We start from the raw sequence: 22,312 nt of genomic DNA, 5'->3' as shown, positions 1-22,312 counted from the left end.
GCCTCAGGAAAAGGCACTGACCAAGGCCAGGCGCCGGATCAGGGAATTGGAGCAGAAAGTCGGGCAACAGCAGCTCGATCTCGATTTTTTTCGCGAAGCCTTGCGGCACTTCGAGGAAGATCAGCGTCGGAGCAGCGCTCCTGGCGAAACGGGATCTTCAANGTCATCGAAAAGATGACAACCGGCCTGTCGCAAGGCGAATTCAACATCGACCGAATGTGTTGGCTCGCGGGCGTCAGCCGCGCGAGTTATTACCGTCACTGGCTGGATTCGGCCCCTCGTCGGGCCGAAACAGGTTTGCGAGACCTCATTCAAAAGATGGCTCTCGGCAACGCGCACTACGGTTACCGCCGGATCGGAGCCCTGTTGCGTCGGGAGGGGTGGCAAGTCAACCACAAGTGCATTCTACGCATCATGCGTGAAGACAATCTGTTGTGCCTGCGCGCAAGACCCTTTGTTCCTACAACGACCAACTCGAGGCATGGTTGGCAAGTCGTGCCGAACCTCGCCAGGGGCATGATCCTCAATGGGGTCAACCAGCTATGGGTTGCCGATATCACCTTCCTTCATCTCGCTGAGGAGTTTGCATTCCTTGCCGTTGTGCTTGACGCGTTTAGCCGCCGGGTGGTCGGATGGGCATTGGATACGCATCTCCGAGCAAGCCTTGCGATCGAAGCTCTCGAGATGGCTATCACCGATCGCCAGCCCGTGGCCGGGAGCCTCGTGCATCATTCCGATCGCGGCGTTCAATACGCGTGCGGAGCCTACTCCGAACTTCTGCATCTTCACGGCATCCAGGCGAGCATGAGCCGTGTCGGAAATCCTTATGACAACGCGAAAGCGGAGAGCTTCATGAAGACCCTGAAGCAGGAAGAGGTGCAAGGTCTCGCCTATAGGGATGCAGACGATGCCCGCCGGCGCATCGGCGCTTTCATCGATACCGTTTACAACGCGCAGCGCCTGCACTCGGCGCTCGACTATCTCACGCCGGAGGAATACGAACAGAAGCATTCAGGTGGACGACGGATGGAAAGGCGGCATAGGTGAACACGGGGCGGTGTCCGCGATTTTCCTTGTCTCAGTCTGGGGGTGCACTCCAGCGATGTCACTTAAATCCGGGACAGCATTCCGCTAATTCCCGGCAGTCTTTCGGCGATTAAAACATCGACTTTCGTACGCGCCGTTTTTGCCATCCTGAGCCTCGATTTGAACGAGGGGCTGATGAATGGCGACGGAAGCAGGCGAGACTTACTGACATGAAAGACATTCGATCGATATCGCGACAGAGGCACGAACAGGGCTTTCGGTTCGTACGATAGCGGAACGGCTGAAGATCAGCAAAACGACCATTTCGACCTACCTGCTGCGCGCACGTGAGGCCGGGCTGACGGACTGGCTGTTGCCGCCTGGCCTGGACGATGTGGCATTCTGCAGCGCCGCCTGTTCCATCGTCGCGGCCGACCGCCCCAGGATATGCCGAGCCGCCCTGGGCGACAATTGCCAGTGAGTTGAAACGCAAGGGCGTGACGCTGACGCTGTTGTGGCAGGAATATCGCGGGCGGCATCCTAACGGTTACGGATACGCATGGTTACTGTGAGCGTTGCGCCGCGTTCGAACAGCGCGCCAGCGCCATGATGGCGCCACGTAGTACATAGCGGCGCCGGGCGTAGATGGACGAAGCCTTTCGTGCAGGCGATAGTTCTGCAATGGCAGAAATTGACGTCCGATCATCCTTGATCTTCAATTGAGAGCGTCCTTACTCATAATGAAGCAACCCTCCATCGAAGTAGACCTTCGCGGCAATGCTCACGCCCCCTGCTCCATCGATAGGGTCAGCTTCTGATCTCTGCACTTCGCTTGAACGCATGACAAGCTGACGTTGTGACCGATCAGGCCCAGCGGTCGTCGTTCGCCGGCCCCTTAGGAAAAAGATGGTTGCGGCAGTTGGGTTTTACCGTTCTGCAGCGGATATAGCCTGGCTCACCGTCAAGATCGAACCCAGCTCTTCAGCCGACCGCGCAACGACCGCAGCGCCGGCTGAGAGCAGTCGTTGACCGTGGTCATCGAAGCAGTGGGCACCCGCCGTAAAGCCGATGACCGTCATCCCGGCGGCTACGCCGGCTCGGACGCCAGCAATGCTGTCTTCCACAACGACACAGCGCGCGGCCTCGATTCCCATTTGCGCCGCGGCGAAGAGGAACAGGTCCGGAGCCGGCTTGCCGGCCTTTACCATGACGGAACTGAACACGTGAGGATCGAAGTGCCGCCACAGCCCCGTCAGTTCAAGACCCAGCTTCAGCTTGTCGGGGGCGCTGCTCGACGCGACGCAACGTGGCAGCGGCAATTGATGCAAGAGCCGATCGATCCCTTCGATGGCTTGCAGTTCCGTTCGGTAAGTTTCCTTGATGCGGGACTGCACGATGGTATCGAAGTCACTCGGGAGGGGACGGCCCCAGTCTTCCTCGACCATTTTTCTCATGGTCGCCGCCGACAGGCCGGTGAAGCGCAGAACTACATCGGAATACGACGTGGGATAGCCGATGCGGGTCAGTTCCTCGGCGTCAATGCGACTTGCCAGCGTCTCGCTGTCGATCAGAACGCCGTCACAATCAAAGATGACCAGTTCATAAGGGGTCAGTTGGTTCATTGCGCGGCCTCCGGACGAGGACCTGCAGCGGAGATTTCGACCACGTGCCGGTCGCTCACTTCGAAACGATGTACCAGGACGCCATCATCATCGATCAGCGCAACGTCAAAGGCCGGCGCATCCTCGACGAAGTCCGCGTCCCTGCGCGAGAAATTTGGAATGATCTGATGCGCAACGCCGCGGCTTGCGCTGAAGGGGATGCCGCTCCAGGTGCCGCCAACATCGACATGCACATGACCGTGGAAGATGTGCCGCACATTGCCGGCAGCGACGATCGAGCGAATGACCGGTCGCCAGTTTTCCGTATTCCATGGCTCGAAATGCGGCAGGCCGATCGGCTGCAGCGGATGATGGGCGAGGAGATAGGCCGGCACATCCGGCTTCTCGGCCAGCCGCGCCAGCAGCCATTCGAGCCGGTTATCGCTCAAGGAGCCATGACCGAACCCATCCACCAGGGTGTCGAGGAAGATGAGGCGTCCTGCCGAGCTTTCATGGACTGACTGGACAAAGCCGTTCTCATCGCGCGGTTCACCGGGAAAGGCGCGCACGAAGTTCTCACGGCTATCGTGGTTGCCGAGCAGAAGCCGGGTGGGTACGCGCAGGTCCCGCAGCACATCGCGCAGCAGTTCGTAGGAAGCGAAGTCTCCCTCGTCGGTGAGATCGCCGGTCACGACACAAAGCTCGGCGTCGGTGTGGTCACGGTTGATGCGCTCGATGGTCTTGCGCAGGCGTTCGGCAGGATCAAAACCGAAGAGCGTAGCGCCCGGCGGCACTAGGTGGAGGTCGGTCAGGTGAATGAGTTTCATGAGGTAAATCCGAAAAGAAGGGACGCCGCACAACATGCCGCGTCCCCGGAGGGAGAGGATTAGTTGGTCTTCGGCAGAAGCGCGCGAGCCTGCGAAGCCATGTCTGCGAGCGCGGCTTCCGGCTCCTTGGAGCCAAGGGCAATGGCAGTCATTTCGTCGCGGAGTACCTGGCCAATCTGGACACCGTTATCACCGGGCCAGGAGTACCACGGGCGAGCGCGTGGTGTCTGAAGCACGCTCGTGTACCAGTTCGGGTGCTTTTCGTAGAAGCCGCGGAGATGATCCTTGTCGAGCGCAAGTGTGTTCGTCGGCATGTAGCCGGTATTCGGCACAACAATGCTCTGGCCTTCGGGACTTGTGGCGAACTTGACGTAGTCCCAGGCGGCGGCGCGCTTGGCTTCGTCATCGGAGAGGATCACTGCCACCATGCCGCCGGTTGGCATGGTGGCATTTTCGGAGCCGAGCGGCTGCTTGGCCGTGCGGAGTTTGAACCGGTCTCCAATTTCACCTTCGAAACCGCTCACACTACCGGCAGAGGCGAAGAAGAAGCCAAGCTTGCCGGAGGTGAAGAGCTGCCGGGCGGCGCGGGAGTCGATCGGCGGCTGAGCGCCGTCGGTATGGAACCGCTTGAAGAGCTTGACCGCAGCCTGGCCGGCAGGACCGTCAAAATCGACGTCGCTTTCCTTTTCGTTCATCATTTGGCCGCCGAAGTTGCGCACCAGGTTCTGCGTGGCCCAGTCGTCCGAGCCAAGCTGGTAATACATGCCGGATGTTCCCTCGCCGAGCGCTCCGATCTTGCCCGCGAGTGCAACGAAGCTGTCCCAGTCGGCCGGGATCTTGTCGGGATCGCCCCCAGCCTTCTTCACGAGATCGGCATTGTAATAAACGACCGGCGTCGACATGGCGAAGGGCAGACCGTAGAGATGGCCGCCGATCGTTGCGAGCGATAGGACTTGATCCGTGTAGCCCTTATCAGTCAGGTGATCGGCGGCAACCAGATCGTCGATGGGCTTTACGAGCCCACGCGCGACGAGCGGACGCAGCACGTTGAAGCCGACGTAATGAACGTCCGGCAACTCGCCCGCCATGCTCTGGCGGATTAGCGTCTGGACAGCTTCATCATAACTCGGCGCCGCAGCGCGGAAGTTGATCTTGATGTCCGGGTGCTCCGCCATGAAGCGATCGGCGATCGGCCTATGGATCACTTCGTGTTCTGGCCAGGCATAATAGACGTCGAGTTTGGTCTCGGCTTGCGCCGGCATGGCTGCTAGCGCCGCAGTGATACCGGCGGCAAGGATCATTGCAAGTGTTTTCACATTGCTCTCCTAGGGTTTGAGATGGGTTGGAAAACGGAGCTAGTGTCGGCCGAGTACCAGACCCCGGATGAAGTGCTTCTGCATGAGAAGAAAAAGAGCGACCAAGGGCGCCGTCACGAGAACGCCCCCGGCCATCAGTGCACCGACATTTCCCGTCCCCTCGCCCGCCTGCCGGAAATAGGCAATGCCGAGCGAAGGCATCATCATGTCGGGGTTTGTCGTCACCACCAGCGGCCAATAGAGATCATTCCAATGGGCCACGATGGAGAAAATCGAGAAGGAGGCGACCGCCGGCCACGCCGCGGGCAGCATGATCCGCCAGGCGATCGAAAGCTCGCTGAAGCCATCAAGCCGCGCAGCATCGAGCACCTCATCGGGAAAGGTGACGAAGAACTGCCGGAAGAGGAAGATGGCAAACACCGAGATGCTCCAGGGCAGAATTAAAGCTGCATAGCTGTCGAGCAGGCCGGATTTCGCGAGCCCGATGTAGATCGGGATAGTCGGTATTTGCACGGGCACCAGAAGTCCGAGAAGGACGGCGCCAAGCAGAATTGGGCGACCGGGAAAAGATAGCTTGGCAAGCGCATAGCCGCAAGGAATGGCAACCGCGATCTGCAGCACAAGAATTGCGAGGCAGACAACAATGCCGTTTCCCATGAACCGCAGAAGCGGAATGGCGGACAGCGCGTTGCCATAATTCTCGATTGCGCCGTCAACCGTCGGGATCGGCAGAAGGCTGCCGCTGAAGATCTCGCTCTGCGGCGTCAGCGAGGCAAGCAGCATCCACAGAAACGGCAAGACCATGATGATCGCGCCGGTCATAAGCACGGCATGCGAGGCAAGGCGTGAGGCGGAAGACTGCGCCAGGGTCATGACCGGCCTCCTTTGTTCTTCCAGCGCGCCTGGCGCTCGGAGACGCGCATCTGGATGAGCGACAGGACGGTCACGAAGGCGAAGAAGGAAACGGCAATCGCCGACGCATAACCCACCCGGAAAAACCGGAAGCCTTCTTCATAGAAGGTGTAGAGGATGACCGAGGTGGACTTCATCGGCCCACCATGTGTGAGAACCGCGACCGTTTCGAAGACCGAAAACGCGCGGATGATCGTCATCACCGTGACGAACAGCGTCACCGGCGCCAACATTGGCCAGGTCACGAGCAGGAAGCGTTTCAATCCCCTGTCCGCCCCGTCGATCGCCGCGGCTTCGTAGAGCTCGTCCGGAATGGTCGAAAGACCGGCCAGGAAGAGGATCATGTTGAAACCCACCAGCTGCCAGACACCGATTGCCGCAAGCGCATAGATGGCCGTTGCCGGATCGGACAGAAACCTGACGGGAGATGCGCCCAAAAGCAGCAGCAGTGAATTTGCGAAACCGAGACTGGGATGCAGGATCGCTTCCCACGCGGTTGCAAGAGCCACCAGGGTCGCTGCCACGGGCAGGAAGTAGGCGGTCCGATAGACCGCCGCAAACGGCGATTGGGCGATCAGGAGAGCGACCAAAAGCCCCCAGCCGATCGATGTCGGCACGACCACAAGCACATAGAGTGCCGTGTTGCGCAGGCTCTGAGCAAAGCCCGGATCGGTCAGCATGCGTAAATAGTTGCCGAGCCCGACAAACCGGGCCCCAGCCAAACCAAGTGACGTGTCCGTGAAGGACAGAAAGAAGACGAGAATGGCAGGGCCGATCAAGAGTGCGGCAATCAACAACGTCGCCGGCAGGGCCAGAATGACCCCCGCGCGCGCCTGGGCACGCGCGTAGCGATCGTTGGTTGAAGCGTTGTCAGCCAAGGAGCTGGTCGGCATGTCGCTGACAACGGCCATATTAAGCTGCCCTGCTGTGGTCGCGACGCTGCCGCGACCCGTTGGAGGGGAAGAACCATGCCCTTTCCGGATCGATGTCCAGTCCGAGGGTCTCACCGCCACGTAGTGACTGCGCGCGTTCAGCGGCGATTCGGACGACGAACTCTACACCCGCGTCAGCATCGGCATAGACGTACGCGTCGGTCCCAGCGTGCTCGATGCGCGCGACACGAACCGGCAGGGCGCCGGGCTCACTCGCGCCAACCAAGGATGCATGTTCCGGCCGGAAAGCCAGCGTGCCAGGCTCCGCGGATCCAAGCGCATCGCGAATGATGAGCCTGCTGCTGCCGATCGTCAGCCCGCCGCGGATCGGCGCCGGCACAGAAAGTTCATTCAGGAATGGCTGGGCCAGGAACCGGGCAACGTCGAGGTCGATAGGATCGCGATAGAGATCGGCAGGGCTTGCTACCTGGCGGATTTCACCGCCAAACATGATGGCAACGCGGTCCGAAAGCGCTGCCGCCTCCGCCTGGTCGTGGGTGACGAATAGCGTCGTCGTTGCCATCTCCTTGTGGAGCCGCGCGATCTCGCTACGCGTATGGATGCGCAACGCTGCATCCAGGTTTGCCAGCGGTTCATCCATCAGGAAGATCTTCGGCTTGCGCACCATGGCGCGTCCTAAAGCCACACGCTGGCGCTGTCCACCCGAGAGTGCCGCCGGCCGGCGGTGAAGCAGTGCGTCGAGCTTGAGCAGCGCCGAGGTCTGCCGAACCCGATCATCGATAGAGCGATTGCGTTGGACGGCCCCGGGCATCCGAGCACCGATAACCGGAAGACGTTCCAAGCTGGTCAGTTCGCGCATGACCAGTGGGGCTGCGATATTTTCATAGACGCTCAGATGCGGATAAAGCGCGTAGCTCTGGAACACGAAGGCGAGGTCGCGATCTTTCGGCGCAACGGCATCCAGTCCCCTGCCCCCTGCACGCACATGACCTCGATCCGCGCGTTCCAGACCAGCTATGATGCGCAGAAGCGTGGACTTGCCGCAGCCGGACGGCCCGAGCAGCGTTACAAATTCTCCGGCGGCAATCCGTAGAGAGACGTCGCGCAGCACATCCGTCGCGCCATAACGCTTGCTGATCTTGTCTATGTGGAGGTCCAAAGCTGCCATTCCGAGATCCTTTCGGTTGGCCGCAGCTTTTAGTGGTGTTTTATTTCATATTGATGACAATATGGAGTTTAGTTTCATTTTTCGGCCAATTCCTCCATCGCCTTTCCCAGCGCCAGCATCACGCTTTCGATCACAAAGATCTTGCCGACCATCGGGGTCAGCGTGCCGCCGATCGGGCGGTCGTGAAGGCCCGACGCTTGCAGGGTAAAGTCCGCCGCCTCACCAAGCGGGCTGCGAGAGCGGTTGGTGATGGCAACGGTCACGGCCCCCGCCGAGCGGGCGCCCTTGAGAAATTGCACGGTATCAACCGACAGACCGGAGATCGAGAAGCCGATCGCCACGCATCCCGGGCCAAGTCCGTTGGCGACTTCATGAGCCATATTTGAATTTCTGAACGCCACCGCCGTAAGTCCAACCCGCAAGAGCCTGTAGGCCAGCAGTTCCGCCGTCACACCCGACATCCCCGCCCCGTAGAGGTCGATCCTTCGGCTTGCCGCAAGTGCGGCGGCGACCTTCGTAAGCGTTTCGGGATCGGCATTGCTGTGTGCGATGCCGAGGTTTTGCGCCATTGTGTCATGCAGCGATTTCAGCGCGCCGTCCGCATTTTCAGAAGCAGCGGAAGGCACTCCCGGACGGCCGATCTCTGCGGCCAGCGCCAGCTTGAAATCCCGAAATCCGGAAAAGCCTATCTGCCGGCAAAGCCGCAATATGCTTGCTTCCCCACTGCTCGCGAATTCGCCTAACTCGGCGACCGAGTGGTGCAGCACCTTTTCAGGATTTTCCAGGATGTACTTGGCGATGCGAGCAAGCGCATTCGGCAGTAGGTCGATGTCCTCTTGCAAGCGGGCAAGGATGCTCTCGTGCCCTGCCGCTGTTGGTGTCAGTGAGCTGGTTTTCATTGCCTTCATGCCTAGCCTTTTAAAACATCCGATCGTAAATGGATGTTAGTTTCCACAAGCCCAAACCAAGTTTGCGCCGACTAGCATGGAAATGCAGCACTTTTGCAAACATGACCTGCCACTCAAGTTTCATCCGGCTGCGATTAGAGCCTCGGCGGTTTTTGAACCGCCCCAGGTTTCTGGACCAGCTGAGGCTGGAGTTTTCCGGCTTCATTCAGGGAGGCGGGCTGGTTGCGCCTCCCGATTTCATCAGCGAGATCGGCACCTTATTGCCGATCGCACCATGTGGCCGAAACTCATTATACTCTCTACGCCAATCCTCCATCTTTTCGCGGGCATCCGCAAGGGTCAGGAACCAGTGCTGGTTCAGACATTCGGCGCGGAAGCGGCCGTTGAACGCTTCAATGAACGCATTGTCGGTCGGTTTGCCGGGGCGTGAGAAGTCCAAGGTGACGCCTTTGGCATAGGCCCAAAGGTCAAGATCGCGAGACACGAACTCGGTCCCCTGATCGACACGGATCGTCTTCGGATAGCCAACTTTCCGGCATACCCGTTCCAAGGTTTGCACGACATCTTCACCCCGATAGCTGTGACGCGGATCAAGCACCGGCACATAGCGCGAGAAGGTGTCGACCACCGTGAGCACTCGTAGTTTCTTCCCGGTCGCGAGTTGGTCGTGAACGAAGTCCATCGCCCAGACATCGTTCGGTCCAACGGCCATTTGCCGATCTTCCCGCAGCTTGGCTTTGACCCGGCGCTTCGGTGTCTTGTTGCGCAGTTGCAGGCCCAAGTCTCTGTAAATGCGATAGGTTCGCTTGATATTGCTGCCCCAACCTTCGCGTTCCAACAGTACATGCACGCGACGATAGCCGTAACGAACACGTATCTCGCAGATCTCACGAATCCGACGTTCCAGACCGGCCTGATCGGCACGGCGAGAGGTGTAATGGTAGGTCGACCGATCGAAGTTCAGTGCCCCACAGGCACGCCGGATCGAGATCATCCAATCGCGGCACATGCCTTTCTCGCGTTTCCGAGCAGGCCTTAGAGCTTTCGCCGAATGACATCCTGCAACATCTCGCGGTCCAGCGTCAGGTCCGCGACGATCTTCTTCAACCGCGCATTCTCGTCCTCGAGCTGCTTCAGCTTCTTCATCTCCGGCGGCAGCATGCCCGCGTATTTTTTCTTCCAGTTGAAATAGGTCGCCTGGCTAATTCCCGCCTTGCGGCAGATCTCCGGCACCGACACTCCTTCATCACCCTGCTTCAGAATGAACGCCTTCTGTGCGTCCGAAAACTGCGATGCTTTCATCGTCTTCCGTTCCTTTCCCAGCTTGGAAAATGCACCGGAAAACTCTAACCAAAAACGGTCCAGTTTGAAGGGTTCAGATCACTGAAAAAGAACCCATCCCAGGATTACAGGCAAGAATGCGTTGATCATCTGGTGGCCAATGGATGGTGGTTTTCGAAAGGTAATCACACCAAGGCTGGCTTCGGGATCGAAATTGATGCCGACTGGAAGGACTTTCCTGACCACTGGAGCCGACTTCTTCTCGGATGAATATATGCGTGACGGCGGGACCTATCGCTACCGGCGCTATAGTGCGCTTGAATATGACGTAGCCGACGGAATTTTTCGGCTCCTTCCCCGTGCCCCCTACGAGCAATCGAAAGCAGTCAACCACTTGAATGGCGGCTTCAAGCGGTACTTCGAACCCCTTGAACAATCCTTTATCGACCATCCGGTCCTAAATAAGATTCTGACAGACTTCTGCAGAATTCTATCGGATGCCACTCGACATGATCGTTGGAATATCAAGCTCCATCCCTATCGGATTGTAGCGCGGGATGGGGTTAACGGCGAACCAGCACCGGAGGGCCTCCACCAGGACGGGGTGGATATCATCGTTTCTTATATGATCGGGCGGGTTAATGTCACCGGCGGTGTGAGTACGGTTAAAGATGCCTCGAAGCAGTTCCTCGGCGACGTCGAGATGAACCTGCCGAATGATTTTTTGATCTGCAACAACCGCACGAGGTTTCACGATGTATCGGCGGTTGCGATCGAAAATCCTAAGATGCCGTTCGCATATCGTGATGTCCTCGTCATTGCCTTTGAGAAAATATGAAACAAGCGTTGAATGTAGCGTGTCGCGACCATCGAAAGAGGGAGCTGTGGATCCTGTAGGGAACGGCTGCGATTAAGCGCAGTAGCAACTGCGCGAGACGTCGGTGTTCTCATGCAGTTCGACGAAGGCAAACTTCGAGGTGCGGTCGACGGCAACGAACATGTGCAGCTTGCCCTGTTCGGTGCGCACCTCGGCAATGTCGATGTGGAAGTAGCCGACCGGGTAGCTCTTTCTTCTTTGCCGGCCTGTCTGACATCCGGCAGGCGGCCGATGTCGTCGCACTGCAGACGTCGGTGCAGCGACGATCGCGTAAGATGCGGGATCGTCGGCTGCAGCGCATAGAGGCAGTCATCGAGCGGTAACTGCTTCTTCCTCGACAGAGCGGACCGTCAATCTCGGCTCCTTCGGGCCGGTCGGCAGGTCTGCGACTGAGGTCCGACTTACGACATGTGCTCCCTGGTGGTCGGCGATATGCAGCGCCAAGCGCCGGTCCGCCATTGAACTCTCGCCTAAAATGTCGCGTGAGTCTCACGAGAGAGCGGGTGGATTCTCGTCTGCTCTTCACTACGCTTTGAAACTTTCCGCCCGGGCTATACGGGACCGCTTCTGGGCCGCCCGAACAGAGTCGAACCTGGGGTTTTTTTGAGCTGCATTGGAATTGCCCGTTCGCCTCGTCCGGCACGGTGTCAGGTTGGCCCCTGCGGCGTATTCGCAGGGGCCCCGTTCACTCATTAGGCATATCTGATGAGTTTCCAGGTAACAGCCTTAGCGCCGAAGGGGGGCATACGATTACCTTTCGCGATAGGAGCGGTGGTTGTCGGCGAGCCGACGACCTCCCAATTTCCACTCTCGGGGCAAATTTCGCCTGTTCGAGCCGTCGTTCCAATGGGCTTTTTCATTGCACTTACTCCCGCGACTGATTGATGAAACTGCCTTTAGGAGTAAAATCCAACGTTCTGTTGACTTGATAGAACTCCGCAAGACCGATCAGTCTGACGGCGTCGCGAGCCAACCAGACCGATCGAAAGGCGGGGCCGATGGCGCGGTCTCGCCTTTTTCTTTGTGAGACAAAGTCCCCCTGTCAGAGAGGCTCCCGTCCTCGGGCGAGCAGTTTTCTGCCGCCGTCAGGATTGCGGTCGCCCCAGCCTTACTGTTCCACTTCGAAATTGCTCTGAGGGCGGGGCAACGGTCACAATTCGCTGAACGGTATCCAGAACCACGAACAGGTTGAATGCAGCCTTCACTTTCCTCGCTTAGGTGCTTTAGTTACTTTCGCAACCGGCTGACATAAACATCGAGCATCTTGTCATCAGGATCGAATTCGCGAAAGAAGACGTTCTTGTGCAGGAAAGACTTCGAGCAATTTCGGCTTCTATTTTTGTATAGCGCTTCAATGATGCGTGCTTCCGCATCCATTAGCCGCATTTCACTCCCACTGCATGCCAACACTCTTCTTTGGAGGTCGCAGATTACGTGGCCCAAAGCCACCAAGCCCTTTTTCGTTGCTGTACCGCCGTTCGGGCCTGTGTGTCACGAGCCTCCTCATTCGCGTGAGGAAGCATGTCGGGTAGCGCCGCACGCCGTTTTCGCCATACTGTACCAATCGAAAGGCCGTCATATCCCGATCGCCTCATAAGCGTCAGCGACCTGCCGAATAGACGCGACATAAGCGGCGGTTCTGTAGTCACCGAGTTCCGGTTGCTTTTCCAGGAGATCACCGATACGGGCCCAGGTACTGCGCATGACGTCTTCGAGGCCGGAACGAACTAAGTCGATTTCGGCGCCGCCTTCAAGGAACTCGTCGCGCATGTCAGCGGGAAATTCCTTGCCGGTCATGCGTTCAAGCGCGGCGGCGATCGTCTGGTTGCGTCGCTCTCGCCGACGTCGCTCCATGAGACCGAAGGGGATGTGCGTGAGGTTCTTCACCCACTCGAAATAGCTGACAATCACCCCGCCGGCATTGACGTAGAGATCGGGAAGGATGATTACACCTCGGGAGCGCAATATCTGATCCGCCTCGAAGGTGACCGGCCCATTTGCAGCTTCCACGATGAGATGCGCTTTGATGCGGCCCGCGTTTTTCACGTGGATGGCGTTCTCCATCGCCGCTGGGATGAGGACATCGCAGGGCTGCTCGATGCCGGTCATATCGCCGGCGAATGACTTGGCGCCGGCAAAGCCCAGAATGCTGCCCGTGCAGATCTGGTGCTGCTTGAGCGCTTCGATGTTCAGACCTTCCGGATTGGTGACATAACCGTCCCGTTCTGCGACGACAGTCACGCGCGCACCGTCTTGCTCTGAGAGGAACTTGGCGGCGTGATAGCCGACGTTGCCAAACCCCTGAAGGATGACGGAGGCATCCTTGAGATCACGCCGGCCGCCCAGGCCGGCAGTGCGGGGATCCCGGAGATAACTCTGGACAGCGAACTGCACGCCTCGGCCTGTTGCTTCCGTGCGTCCGGCAATGCCGCCCTTCGACAAGGGCTTACCGGTGACGCAAGCGCGCGCGTTGACCACATCTGTGGGATTGGCACGACGGAACTCGTCCATCATCCAGGCCATTTCCTGTTCACCTGTGCCGATATCGGGGGCGGGAACGTTGACACCCGGGCCGATCAAGCCACGTTTGTAGAGTTCCTGCGTGAACCGCCGGGTGATGCGCTCTAGCTCCTGCGTTGTCCATTCGCGTGGATCAATCTTCAGCGCGCCTTTCGAGCCACCGAACGGCACGTTGACCAGCGAGCACTTAAGCGTCATCAGGGCAGCGAGCGCCTCCACCTCTTCAGCATCGGCATTTGGCGCAAAGCGAATCCCGCCTTTCACTGGCTCGCAATGCTCGCTGTGGACCGAGCGCCAACCGATAAAGCTGTACATGCGCCCGCGCAGCCTGACGCCGAAGCGGACCGTGTAGGTCGAGTTGCACTGTATGATCCGCTCGGTCAGGCCCTCCGACAGATCGAGGAAGGTCATGGCATGGCGGAAGTTCTGGTCGACGCTTTCCAGGAAACCTAGGGAACTAGCCTGCATCACTCACCTCTTGCTGCTCGGAGAGCGCTGCTTCCATGGATGCATTCACTAGCGCGGCCCCACCTTTCGTACGTGCGCTCGGCTGTCAGTGGGGCATTCGCTTCACCATGAAGCGCTCGCTCTAATCTTGAACACAATTTTGGGGTCCTCCTTCGTGCTGATGTGGTGTTTTGCTGATGAATCGTCGTCCGTGCAGCGGTTGCCGCCAATGTCTCTGACGCATAGTTTCTATGGCTGCACCTGTGCCCTGCGTTTAATCGGCCGCTCACATTCCCCGCCTCTTGCGTGCCAAGTTGCATGTCGTCTCAACTCAACAGCATTGGATAGGTGACATTCCGCGCAAGCAGAGCGTAAATCAACGTGAACAGCCGACGAGCGGTGTCCTTGTCGACGTGCACTTTCGCTGAGAGTCGCTCTCTCAGTAGCTCAGCAGCCTCGTCATGGATGCCACGCCGGCCCATGTCGATTGCTTGAAGCCTTTCAGGACCAGAACGACCGATAGCGTCGTAGTAGCTTTCGCAAATGCGGGTGTAGTCTTTGAGCAGTCGGCGGAAAGGTGCGAGCGAGAGACAGTGACACACGATATGCGCGCCCTTATCGTCAGCGATATGCAGCGCCAAGCGTCCGTCCACCATTTCGATCCGAAGACGATAAGGGCCGCCGTCATGTCCGACTGGGATGAACGTGTTGCTTTCCAGGAGGTCGACAACCGCGAGCGCTTGTTCACGCTCAATGCGCTCGTCTCGGCCACCGAAAGAACGGTCAAGCGAAACATCGCAGAGACGGAACTCGACGGCAGTCATGACACTGCCCTCCCCCTCACATCGCTTCCACGCACATTGCGACACCCATGCCGCCGCCGATGCAGAGCGTGGCGAGGCCCTTCCTGGCGTCACGGCGCTTCATCTCGAACAGCAGCGTGATGAGGACACGTGCACCCGATGCTCCGATCGGATGACCGATGGCGATTGCCCCGCCATTGACGTTGACAATTGCTGGATCCCAGCCGAGATCCTTATTCACCGCGCAGGCCTGTGCCGCGAAGGCTTCGTTCGCCTCGACGAGATCGAGATCACTGATTGTCCAGCCAGCCTTTTCCAGCGCTTTGCGCGAAGCCGGGATCGGGCCGTTGCCCATGACCTGCGGATCGACGCCGGCCGTTGCCCAGGAGACGATGCGCGCGAGCGGCTGAATGCCGCGCCTGGCGGCCTCTGCCTCGGTCATCAGCAGGGTGGCAGCGGCGCCATCGTTGAGGCCCGAGGCGTTGCCGGCAGTGACCGTGCCCTCCTTGTCGAAGGCCGGGCGCAGCTTGGTCATCTGGTCGAGCGTTGCGCCATGGCGGATATATTCGTCCTGGTCGACGATGACGTCGCCCTTGCGGCCCTTGACGACGAACGGAACGATCTCGTCAGTGAAACGGCCCGCCTTCTGCGCGGCCTCGGCCTTGTTCTGCGACGCGAGCGCGAACTGGTCCTGCTCTTCGCGGGTCAGCTGCCACTGGCGGGCGACATTCTCGGCGGTGATGCCCATGTGGTAGCCGTAAAAGGCGTCGGTCAGGCCGTCCTTGATCATCGTGTCGATCATCTTCATGTCGCCCATCTTCGTACCGCCACGCAGATGCGCGGCATGCGGAGCCATCGACATCGACTCCATGCCGCCGGCGATGATGATTTCTGCATCGCCGGATGCGATCTGCTGCATGCCGAGCGCGACTGCGCGCAGGCCCGAGCCGCAGAGCTGGTTCATGCCCCAGGCGGTCTTTTCCGGCGGAATGCCCGCCTTCATCGCAGCCTGGCGCGCCGGGTTCTGGCCTTCACCTGCTTGCAGCACCTGGCCGAGGATCACCTCGTCGACCTCGCTCGCCTCGACGCCGGCGCGTTCGAGCACCGCCTTGATGACGGCGGCACCAAGCTCGTGGGCTGGCGTGTTGGCGAACGCGCCATTGAAGGACCCGACGGCGGTACGGGCGGCACTGGCGATGACGATGGATGGGGTGCTCATAACGGCTCCTTCCGCTGTTCTTTGGATCTGGTGTGCTTTGGTCTGCGTTCGACCAAGCTCCATCAATTGACGATCGTTGCTTCCGTTGCCTTGCGCAATTCGCTGTCGGTCACGCCGTCGGCAAGTTCCACCAGCTTCAAACCACCTTCGACGACGTCGAGGACGCCAAAGTTCGTGATGATCCGATCGACCACACCTTTGCCGGTGAGCGGCAGGGTGCAGGCCTTCAGAACCTTGGATTCGCCCGCCTTGCTGGTGTGGTCCATGACGACGACCACCCGCTTGACGCCTGCAACCAGGTCCATGGCACCACCCATGCCCTTGACCAGCTTGCCGGGAATCATCCAGTTGGCGAGGTCACCGTTCTCAGCCACTTCCATGGCGCCGAGGATGGCCATGGCGATCTTGCCGCCGCGGATCATCGCGAAGCTTTGCGCCGAGTCGAAGAAGGCCGAGTGCGGCAGCGCCGTCACCGTCTGCTTGCCGGCATTGATCAGATCGGCGTCGATTTTGTCTTGGGTCGGAAACGGGCCGATGCCGAGCAGGCCGTTTTCCGACTGCAGCGTCACATGGACGCCTTCGGGAAGGTAATTGGCCACCAGCGTCGGAATGCCGATGCCCAGATTGACGTAGGTGCCGTCTTGAAGTTCGCGGGCAGCCCGCGCTGCCATCTGGTTCCTGTCCCAGGCCATCTTGTCTCTCCCCCTGCCCTCAAGCCGCCGCGCGCGTCGTGCGCTGTTCAATGCGTTTTTCGTGCTCGCCTTGGATAAGCCGATGCACATAAATCCCCGGCAGATGGATCTGATCGGGATCGAGGCTGCCGGCCGGCACGATTTCCTCGACTTCGGCGACGCAGATCCTGCCGCAGGTGGCCGCAGGTGGGTTGAAGTTGCGGGCGGTCTTGCGGAAGACGAGATTGCCGGTCGTATCGGCCTTCCAGGCTTTCACAATCGAGAGGTCGGCGTCGATGCCCGTCTCAAGCACATAGGTCTCGCCGTTGAAGGTCTTCAGCTCCTTGCCCTCTGCAACGACCGTGCCGACGCCGGTTTTGGTGTAGAAGCCGGCGATGCCTGCCCCGCCTGCACGCATGCGTTCAGCAAGCGTCCCCTGCGGGTTGAACTCGAGCTCAAGTTCGCCACTCAAATACTGCCGCATGAACTCGGCGTTCTCGCCGACATAGGACGAGATCATCTTCCTTATCTGCTTCGTCTTCAAAAGCACGCCCAGACCGAAGTCGTCCACCCCGCAATTGTTCGAAGCAATCGTCAGGTCCTTGGTTCCGGCCTTGCGGATTGCATCGATCAACAGCTCCGGAATGCCGCAGAGGCCAAACCCACCAGCCGCGATGAACATCCCGTCGAACAGCAGGCCGTCGAGAGCTGCCTGCGGGTTCTCGTATGTCTTATTCATAATCTCCCCTCAAATTATGCGGTTCACGGGATGTCGGCCGGCGCATCTGGATTTGCTGCCGAACCAGCCGATCGGACTGAGCTTCACCCGCGATTAATGCAGATGACCTTTGGCTGGGTCATATCCTCGTAGGCGAAGCGCACGCCTTCGCGGCCCATGCTGCCGTATTTGAAGCCGCCGAAGGGCATGGCGTCGAAGCGATAGTCGGAGGAGTCGTTGATCATCACCCCACCCGCTTCGATCCGATTGGCTGCGTCAAGAGCGACATTGAGATCGCTGGTGAAGATGCCGGCATGCAGGCTATAGTCCGGATCGTTGGCCATCTCGATCGCTTCATCGAACGTGCCGAAGGGCGCAAGCATGACCACGGGCGCGAACACTTCCTCATGCCACAGTCGGCAGGTCAGCGGCGTGCCTTCGAGAACGGTCGGGTGATACAGGGATCCCTCGCGACGGTGCCCGCAAAGCAGCTTCGCGCCTGCTTTGATGGCCTCCGTGACAGCTGCCTCGGTGCGTTCAGCCACCTGTTTGGAGATCATCGGGCCGACGTCGGTGTCCTCCTGCAGCGGATCGCCGGCCTTGAGCTTGGAGGTCGCGGCAACAAGGGCATCGCGGAAACGATTGTAAAGTTCGGCCTCGATCAGGATGCGCTGCGCACCGATGCAGTTTTGGCCCGCCGCCCAGAAGGCACCGGAGACGCAACCTTCGACCGCCTTGTCGAACTCGCAGTCATTCATGACGATCACAGGCGCATTGCCGCCGAGCTCCATGGCGAGCTTTTTCAGGCCAGCCGCACGGCTGATCGCCTCGCCCGCGGCAAAGCCGCCGGTAAAGGACACCATCCGCACCTCGCGTGCAGAGATCAGAGCGGTGACCAGCTTCCTGTCGCCATGAATGGCGGTAATTACTTCCTGCGGCAGACCCGCCTCACGCAGTGCTTCGACCAGCTTGATCGCGGAGAAGGGTGTCAGGTTCGATGGCTTGAGCAGCACCGCGTTGCCGCCCGCGATTGCGGGACCGAGCTTGTGAGCGACAAGGTTCAGAGGGTCATTGTAAGGGGTGATGGCGGTAATAATACCAAGCGGCTCGCGGGTAAACCAGCCCTGGCGCTGTTCCGATCCAGTATAGGCATCGAAGGGCACGATCTCGCCGGCATTGCGCTTTGCTTCTTCCGCCGAAAGCTTCAGCGTATTAACGCAGCGGAGCACCTCCTTGCGTGCCTGAACGATCGTCTTGCCGGCTTCGCGAACGATGGTCTCGGCAAAATCGTCACGACGGCTTTCGACGATCCGGGCAGCCCCTTCGAGGATGCTCGCCCGTTTCTGCCTCGGCAGATTGCGCGAGATCTCGGCACCGCGGCGAGCAGTTGCCAGCACTCGATCGATCTCGGCGGGATCGGTTGCCTCAACCGATCCAAGCAGCGACCCATCGTAAGGGCTATGAACACGGATCGGCGCCAGGCTGGTCGTGATGTGGAGTTTGGCGGCAGTCATATGGCCATATTCCCTATTCCTGTTGACCTCCCGTCCGGAGGTCGAGTTTGTCCGCAAGGCAAGGGTGATCCCCTGCCCCGTTCCGGCTTCATGCAGTCGTTGCTGGCAAGCCTTCGGCGGCCGGCATGACCGGCCGCAGAATATCGATCAGAGCTTTTGGCCTTCGCGAACCAGATCGTCGATGACGGAGCGAACGGCCTTCTCGGCGATCGCGACGATCTCATCGACTTCGTCCCTCGTGGTGACGAGCGGTGGGGCGAAGCCGAGGATGTCGCCATGCGGCATGGCACGGGCGATCAGGCCGCGGTCACGGGCGGCCTTGGAGACGCGGGCCCCAACCTTCAGCGACGGATCGAAGCGCTTCTTGTTCTCGCGGTCACCGACGAACTCGATGGCGCCCATCAGGCCGACGCCGCGCACTTCGCCGACGATCGGAAGCTGTGCGAACTTCTCCTTGAGCTGCGCCTGGAAATAAGCGCCGACCTCACGGGCGTTGCCCGGCAGATCTTCCTTCTCGACTATGTCGAGCACCGCATTGGCCGCAGCCGCACCGATCGGATGACCGGAATAGGTGTAACCGTGCGAGAAGGCGCCGACGCGATCGGCACCCTCTTCCAGCACCTTGTAGACCTTCTCACCGACAATCGCGGCCGAGAGCGGGAAGTAGGCCGAGGTCAGGCCTTTGGCGACGGTAATCAGGTCGGGCTCGATGCCGTAGTGCTGCGAACCGAACATGGAGCCGGTACGGCCGAAGCCGGTGATCACCTCGTCAGCGATCAGCAGCACGTCGTGCTTTTTCAGCACCGCCTGGATCGCTTCCCAGTAACCTTCCGGCGGCGGCGTAATACCGCCCGTGCCGAGAACCGGCTCGGCGATGAAGGCGCCGACATTGTCGGGACCGAGCGTCTCGATCATCTCGTCGAGCTCGGCGGCGCGGCGGGCGGAGAATTCCCGTTCGGTTTCTCCGGGGTTTGCACCCCAGTAGTGATGCGGCACGCCGGTATGGTCGATCTGCGGCAGCGGCAGGTCCATATGATCGTGGTAGAAGCTCATGCCGGTCATCGAGCCGGAGACGACGCTGCAGCCGTGATAGCCGCGCTCGCGCGAGATGATCTTCTTCTTCGTCGGCTTGCCGCGCAGGTTGTTGTAGTACCAGACGAGCTTGGCCTGGGTCTCGTTGGCGTCCGAACCGGACATGCCGTAGAACACCTTGCTCATCTTGCCCGGCGCCATCTTCACCAGCCGATCCGAGAGGATTGCGAGACCGTCGGTCGTGTGCGCGGCATATGAATGATAGTATGCGAGGCGGTAGGCTTGGCGCGAGATCGCTTCGGCAACCTCTGTGCGGCCATAGCCCACGTTCACGCAGTAGAGGCCGGCAAAGCCGTCGATCAGCTGGTTGCCATGGGCGTCCTGAATGCGGATGCCCTTCCCCGTCACAACAATGGTAGGCTCGCCAAGCTTGCCCGTCGCAAAGTCCTTCAGCTGCGTGAAAGGGTGCAGGACGGTATTGCGGTCCTTTTCGCTGATGTCTTTGATGTTGATGGTCACTAAAATGCCCTTTCCGTAGCCCGATCATCTTCTTGTGGGAACAGCAAAGGCGGCGCCCTGCGCTCGAGCCCGATGTTCCACACCTCAATACGACAACTCGAATGTGCGGCGAAACTGATGCAGGTTGCCGGCGAATTCGACGCGCGCTATGCAGAAATCCTGCGCATTAACAAAATTCTTGCAGAACTTTTCATGGAACTCCACCGCACTGACGTTGCGCTTTTAAATCCGTACAAAAACAACAGGAGGCTCTCGTCAGAGGAGCTTGCCGAGCGAACAAATCTATCCCCGACTGCATGTCAACGCCGTCTCAAGCGCCTCCGCTCAGAAGGCGTTATCGAAGCCGACGTCTCTATTGTATCCCCGAAGGCTGTCGATCGCCGGGTCACCGTGGTGGTTCTGGTATCGCTTGAGCGTGAGCGAGCTGACATTATCGATCGTTCAAGTCGGCAATCAGGAACACACGAGAGGTCATGATCGGATACTACGTGACGGGCGACGCAGATTCCTACTCGTCGTGACCGCGAAGGACATGGAAGACTACGAACAATTTACGCGCCGCATCTTTTACGAGAACAACGACATCAAGAGTTTCAAGACGATGGTTGTTATGGACCGCGTCAAAGCCGGATTTTGCAGTGCCCTCCGCCAAGCTCACAATCCCCTTCGGTGTTCGTTCCGAATGGGAACGGTGACCGAAGCAAGCGTCATCCGACAAAGGTCGGTAACATCGTAGATGGGGAGTCCGGTGGTACGGCGCATGGCCGCGGCAACGACCGGGAACCCCGTACACTCGAACAGGAGAATTGCGATGTCGGGATGTTTATCGCGCAATTGTTGGACGCATGAAGCGACCTCCCGCTCAATCTGATCAACGCTAACTCGGACCGATGGACGCACAAGTTGGTTACGAACGTATTCGCCGTTTTCGATACCGCCAATGACGACCCTTGATCGCTCGTCCAGTTTGTCAATACCGAGCATATCCTCGGTGCAGTGCCTTGAGTCAGCGGTGATCACCGCAAGTTTTTGGGCGGTCGGCAGCTGGCGCAATAGCGTCGGCACCAGGAGCAGGCTTGATAGCGCAACAGGTACGTTAACGGCTGCGGAAACCGCCGCCTGATGGCGGATTAAAAAGCCACAATCGGCGCAAATCACATCGGCGCCTCGGTCGACCAAGCGCCTGGCAGCTTCGAGACAGGCGTCCTCCAGCGAAGGGTCACCCTGTATGATTACATCTACGAACGCACCTTCCACCATTTCTGTGATTATCTCCCGGTCGAAGGTTGCCGGATTCAATAGGGATCCTTCCCTTGGGACTAGGCGTGGACTGTCAGGCGCAAGCCCCTCATCAAGTTCTAGAATTCCGAGGACGGGACGGTCTTGCAACGCCATGATACAACTCATTAAAATTGACTGCGACCCCATGCGATGAATCCCCAATCCTGGCAGACGTTCATGCGGTGACCTGGGGAAGCGCTATCTCCATAAATGGACGGCGACAGCGCGGTCCCCTACGTTCAGCTGCGCAAACGATACACCTGCCCTCAGTTCTTGAGTATCTGGCTGAGGAAGAGCTTCGTTCTGTCGTGCTGGGGGTTGGTGAAGAAGTCGGTGGGAGCGGCCTCTTCGACAATTCTCCCCGCATCCATGAAGATCACCCGGTCCGCGACGGCACGAGCAAAGCCCATTTCGTGGGTGACGCAGACCATGGTCATGCCGTCGCGCGCAAGGCTCGTCATTGTCTCCAGCACTTCGGACACCATTTCCGGATCAAGCGCCGAGGTCGGCTCATCGAAGAGCATGACGGCAGGTTCCATGCACAGCGAACGGGCGATGGCGACACGTTGTTGCTGCCCGCCGGAAAGCTGAACGGGGTTGTTCGCCTGTTCCGGGATGCGCACGCGTTCGAGGAATTTTAGCGCGGTCTTCCTCGCCTCAGCCTCCGGAACTCCCTTGATCCACATCGGGCCGGCCATGCAGTTCATCAGCACGGTCATGTGCGGAAAGAGGTTGAAATGCTGGAACACCATGCCGACATTCTTGCGAACCTCAGCGAC

20 protein-coding genes and 3 pseudogenes are annotated in these 22,312 nt (G+C 59.3%); 4 read left to right on the top strand and 19 right to left on the bottom strand.

Going from position 1 to position 22,312, the window contains the following annotated elements; translation table 11 throughout:
- The first annotated feature begins 174 nt into the window (after window positions 1-174).
- Together A3C3_RS0134755 and A3C3_RS44505 are read left to right on the top strand one after the other, a co-directional pair.
- Window positions 175-1,047: an IS3 family transposase gene (locus A3C3_RS0134755; protein WP_022719114.1), complete on the top strand. Its 873-nt coding sequence runs from the start codon at window positions 175-177 to the stop codon at window positions 1,045-1,047.
- Window positions 1,048-1,256: 209 nt separating this feature from the next.
- Window positions 1,257-1,647, top strand: a pseudogene (locus tag A3C3_RS44505) (IS21 family transposase); the annotation flags it as partial.
- 305 nt (window positions 1,648-1,952) lie between these two features.
- Here the strand turns inward: A3C3_RS44505 and A3C3_RS40340 are convergent.
- From A3C3_RS40340 to A3C3_RS0134710, 8 genes are all read right to left on the bottom strand, one after another.
- Window positions 1,953-2,648 (bottom strand): HAD family hydrolase, encoded by a 696-nt coding sequence (locus tag A3C3_RS40340; protein ID WP_022719113.1) that lies wholly within the window; start codon window positions 2,646-2,648, stop codon window positions 1,953-1,955.
- On the bottom strand, window positions 2,645-3,454 hold the full coding sequence (locus A3C3_RS40335; RefSeq protein WP_033419982.1) for a phosphodiesterase: 810 nt from the start codon (window positions 3,452-3,454) through the stop codon (window positions 2,645-2,647). The genes A3C3_RS40340 and A3C3_RS40335 overlap by 4 nt, the downstream gene beginning before the upstream one ends.
- A gap of 59 nt (window positions 3,455-3,513) precedes the next feature.
- The gene (locus A3C3_RS0134740; protein ID WP_033419980.1) at window positions 3,514-4,770 is read right to left on the bottom strand and encodes an ABC transporter substrate-binding protein; all 1,257 of its coding nucleotides are present in this window, start codon (window positions 4,768-4,770) and stop codon (window positions 3,514-3,516) included.
- A gap of 39 nt (window positions 4,771-4,809) precedes the next feature.
- Entirely contained in the window at window positions 4,810-5,643 is an 834-nt protein-coding gene (locus A3C3_RS0134735; RefSeq protein ID WP_022719110.1) for a carbohydrate ABC transporter permease, read from the bottom strand.
- Window positions 5,640-6,593 (bottom strand): carbohydrate ABC transporter permease, encoded by a 954-nt coding sequence (locus A3C3_RS0134730; protein WP_022719109.1) that lies wholly within the window; start codon window positions 6,591-6,593, stop codon window positions 5,640-5,642. Before A3C3_RS0134730 ends, A3C3_RS0134735 begins: the two co-directional genes overlap by 4 nt.
- Window position 6,594: 1 nt before the next feature.
- Window positions 6,595-7,743, bottom strand: coding sequence for an ABC transporter ATP-binding protein (locus A3C3_RS0134725; protein ID WP_022719108.1), 1,149 nt, complete (start codon window positions 7,741-7,743; stop codon window positions 6,595-6,597).
- A gap of 74 nt (window positions 7,744-7,817) precedes the next feature.
- A complete protein-coding gene (locus tag A3C3_RS0134720; protein WP_051154566.1) occupies window positions 7,818-8,642 on the bottom strand; it encodes a MurR/RpiR family transcriptional regulator in 825 nt (274 codons plus the stop codon).
- A gap of 214 nt (window positions 8,643-8,856) precedes the next feature.
- A protein-coding gene (locus A3C3_RS0134710; protein WP_145611478.1) for an IS3 family transposase occupies window positions 8,857-9,953 on the bottom strand; the annotation gives its coding sequence in 2 pieces (ribosomal slippage) (window positions 8,857-9,692 and window positions 9,692-9,953; 1,098 coding nt in all).
- A gap of 121 nt (window positions 9,954-10,074) precedes the next feature.
- Between A3C3_RS0134710 and A3C3_RS42145 the strand changes: the two genes are divergently transcribed.
- Entirely contained in the window at window positions 10,075-10,770 is a 696-nt protein-coding gene (locus tag A3C3_RS42145; RefSeq protein WP_233450497.1) for a 2OG-Fe dioxygenase family protein, read from the top strand.
- A 37-nt stretch (window positions 10,771-10,807) separates the two neighbouring features.
- Here A3C3_RS42145 and A3C3_RS44500 read toward each other — a convergent pair.
- The 9 genes and pseudogenes from A3C3_RS44500 to A3C3_RS0134655 form a co-directional block, all read right to left on the bottom strand.
- A pseudogene (locus A3C3_RS44500) lies at window positions 10,808-11,208 on the bottom strand (transposase family protein); the annotation flags it as partial.
- 828 nt (window positions 11,209-12,036) lie between these two features.
- On the bottom strand, window positions 12,037-12,195 hold the full coding sequence (locus tag A3C3_RS48810; protein ID WP_084797123.1) for a winged helix-turn-helix domain-containing protein: 159 nt from the start codon (window positions 12,193-12,195) through the stop codon (window positions 12,037-12,039).
- A 189-nt stretch (window positions 12,196-12,384) separates the two neighbouring features.
- Window positions 12,385-13,740: a Glu/Leu/Phe/Val family dehydrogenase gene (locus A3C3_RS0134685; protein ID WP_028740253.1), complete on the bottom strand. Its 1,356-nt coding sequence runs from the start codon at window positions 13,738-13,740 to the stop codon at window positions 12,385-12,387.
- A gap of 362 nt (window positions 13,741-14,102) precedes the next feature.
- Window positions 14,103-14,600: a UPF0262 family protein gene (locus A3C3_RS0134680; protein WP_022719100.1), complete on the bottom strand. Its 498-nt coding sequence runs from the start codon at window positions 14,598-14,600 to the stop codon at window positions 14,103-14,105.
- 16 nt (window positions 14,601-14,616) lie between these two features.
- Window positions 14,617-15,798, bottom strand: a complete 1,182-nt coding sequence (locus A3C3_RS0134675) for an acetyl-CoA C-acetyltransferase (protein ID WP_022719099.1) — start codon at window positions 15,796-15,798, stop codon at window positions 14,617-14,619.
- Between the two features lie 62 nt (window positions 15,799-15,860).
- Window positions 15,861-16,490, bottom strand: coding sequence for a 3-oxoacid CoA-transferase subunit B (locus A3C3_RS0134670; RefSeq protein WP_022719098.1), 630 nt, complete (start codon window positions 16,488-16,490; stop codon window positions 15,861-15,863).
- A gap of 19 nt (window positions 16,491-16,509) precedes the next feature.
- Window positions 16,510-17,208: a CoA transferase subunit A gene (locus A3C3_RS0134665; RefSeq protein ID WP_022719097.1), complete on the bottom strand. Its 699-nt coding sequence runs from the start codon at window positions 17,206-17,208 to the stop codon at window positions 16,510-16,512.
- 83 nt (window positions 17,209-17,291) lie between these two features.
- Window positions 17,292-18,701 carry an aldehyde dehydrogenase family protein gene (locus A3C3_RS0134660; RefSeq protein ID WP_022719096.1) on the bottom strand — a complete coding sequence of 470 codons (1,410 nt, stop codon included), beginning with the start codon at window positions 18,699-18,701 and terminating at the stop codon, window positions 17,292-17,294.
- A gap of 147 nt (window positions 18,702-18,848) precedes the next feature.
- Entirely contained in the window at window positions 18,849-20,252 is a 1,404-nt protein-coding gene (locus tag A3C3_RS0134655; protein WP_022719095.1) for an aspartate aminotransferase family protein, read from the bottom strand.
- 192 nt (window positions 20,253-20,444) lie between these two features.
- On the opposite strand from A3C3_RS0134655, the pseudogene A3C3_RS42135 reads away from it, so the two are divergent.
- Window positions 20,445-20,886 (top strand): annotated as a pseudogene (locus A3C3_RS42135) (Lrp/AsnC family transcriptional regulator); the annotation flags it as partial.
- A gap of 20 nt (window positions 20,887-20,906) precedes the next feature.
- On the opposite strand, the gene A3C3_RS46375 reads toward A3C3_RS42135, so the two are convergent.
- Window positions 20,907-21,647: an AroM family protein gene (locus A3C3_RS46375; RefSeq protein ID WP_051154565.1), complete on the bottom strand. Its 741-nt coding sequence runs from the start codon at window positions 21,645-21,647 to the stop codon at window positions 20,907-20,909.
- Between the two features lie 152 nt (window positions 21,648-21,799).
- On the bottom strand, window positions 21,800-22,312 hold a 513-nt coding region (locus tag A3C3_RS0134640; protein ID WP_022719093.1), incomplete at its 5' end, for an amino acid ABC transporter ATP-binding protein.

Origin of the sequence: Rhizobium mongolense USDA 1844, assembly GCF_000419765.1 — a bacterium.
In the GTDB taxonomy this organism is placed as follows: domain Bacteria; phylum Pseudomonadota; class Alphaproteobacteria; order Rhizobiales; family Rhizobiaceae; genus Rhizobium; species Rhizobium mongolense.
Note: the sequence above shows the minus strand (reverse complement) of the source record. Positions and strands in the feature narration are given on the sequence as shown.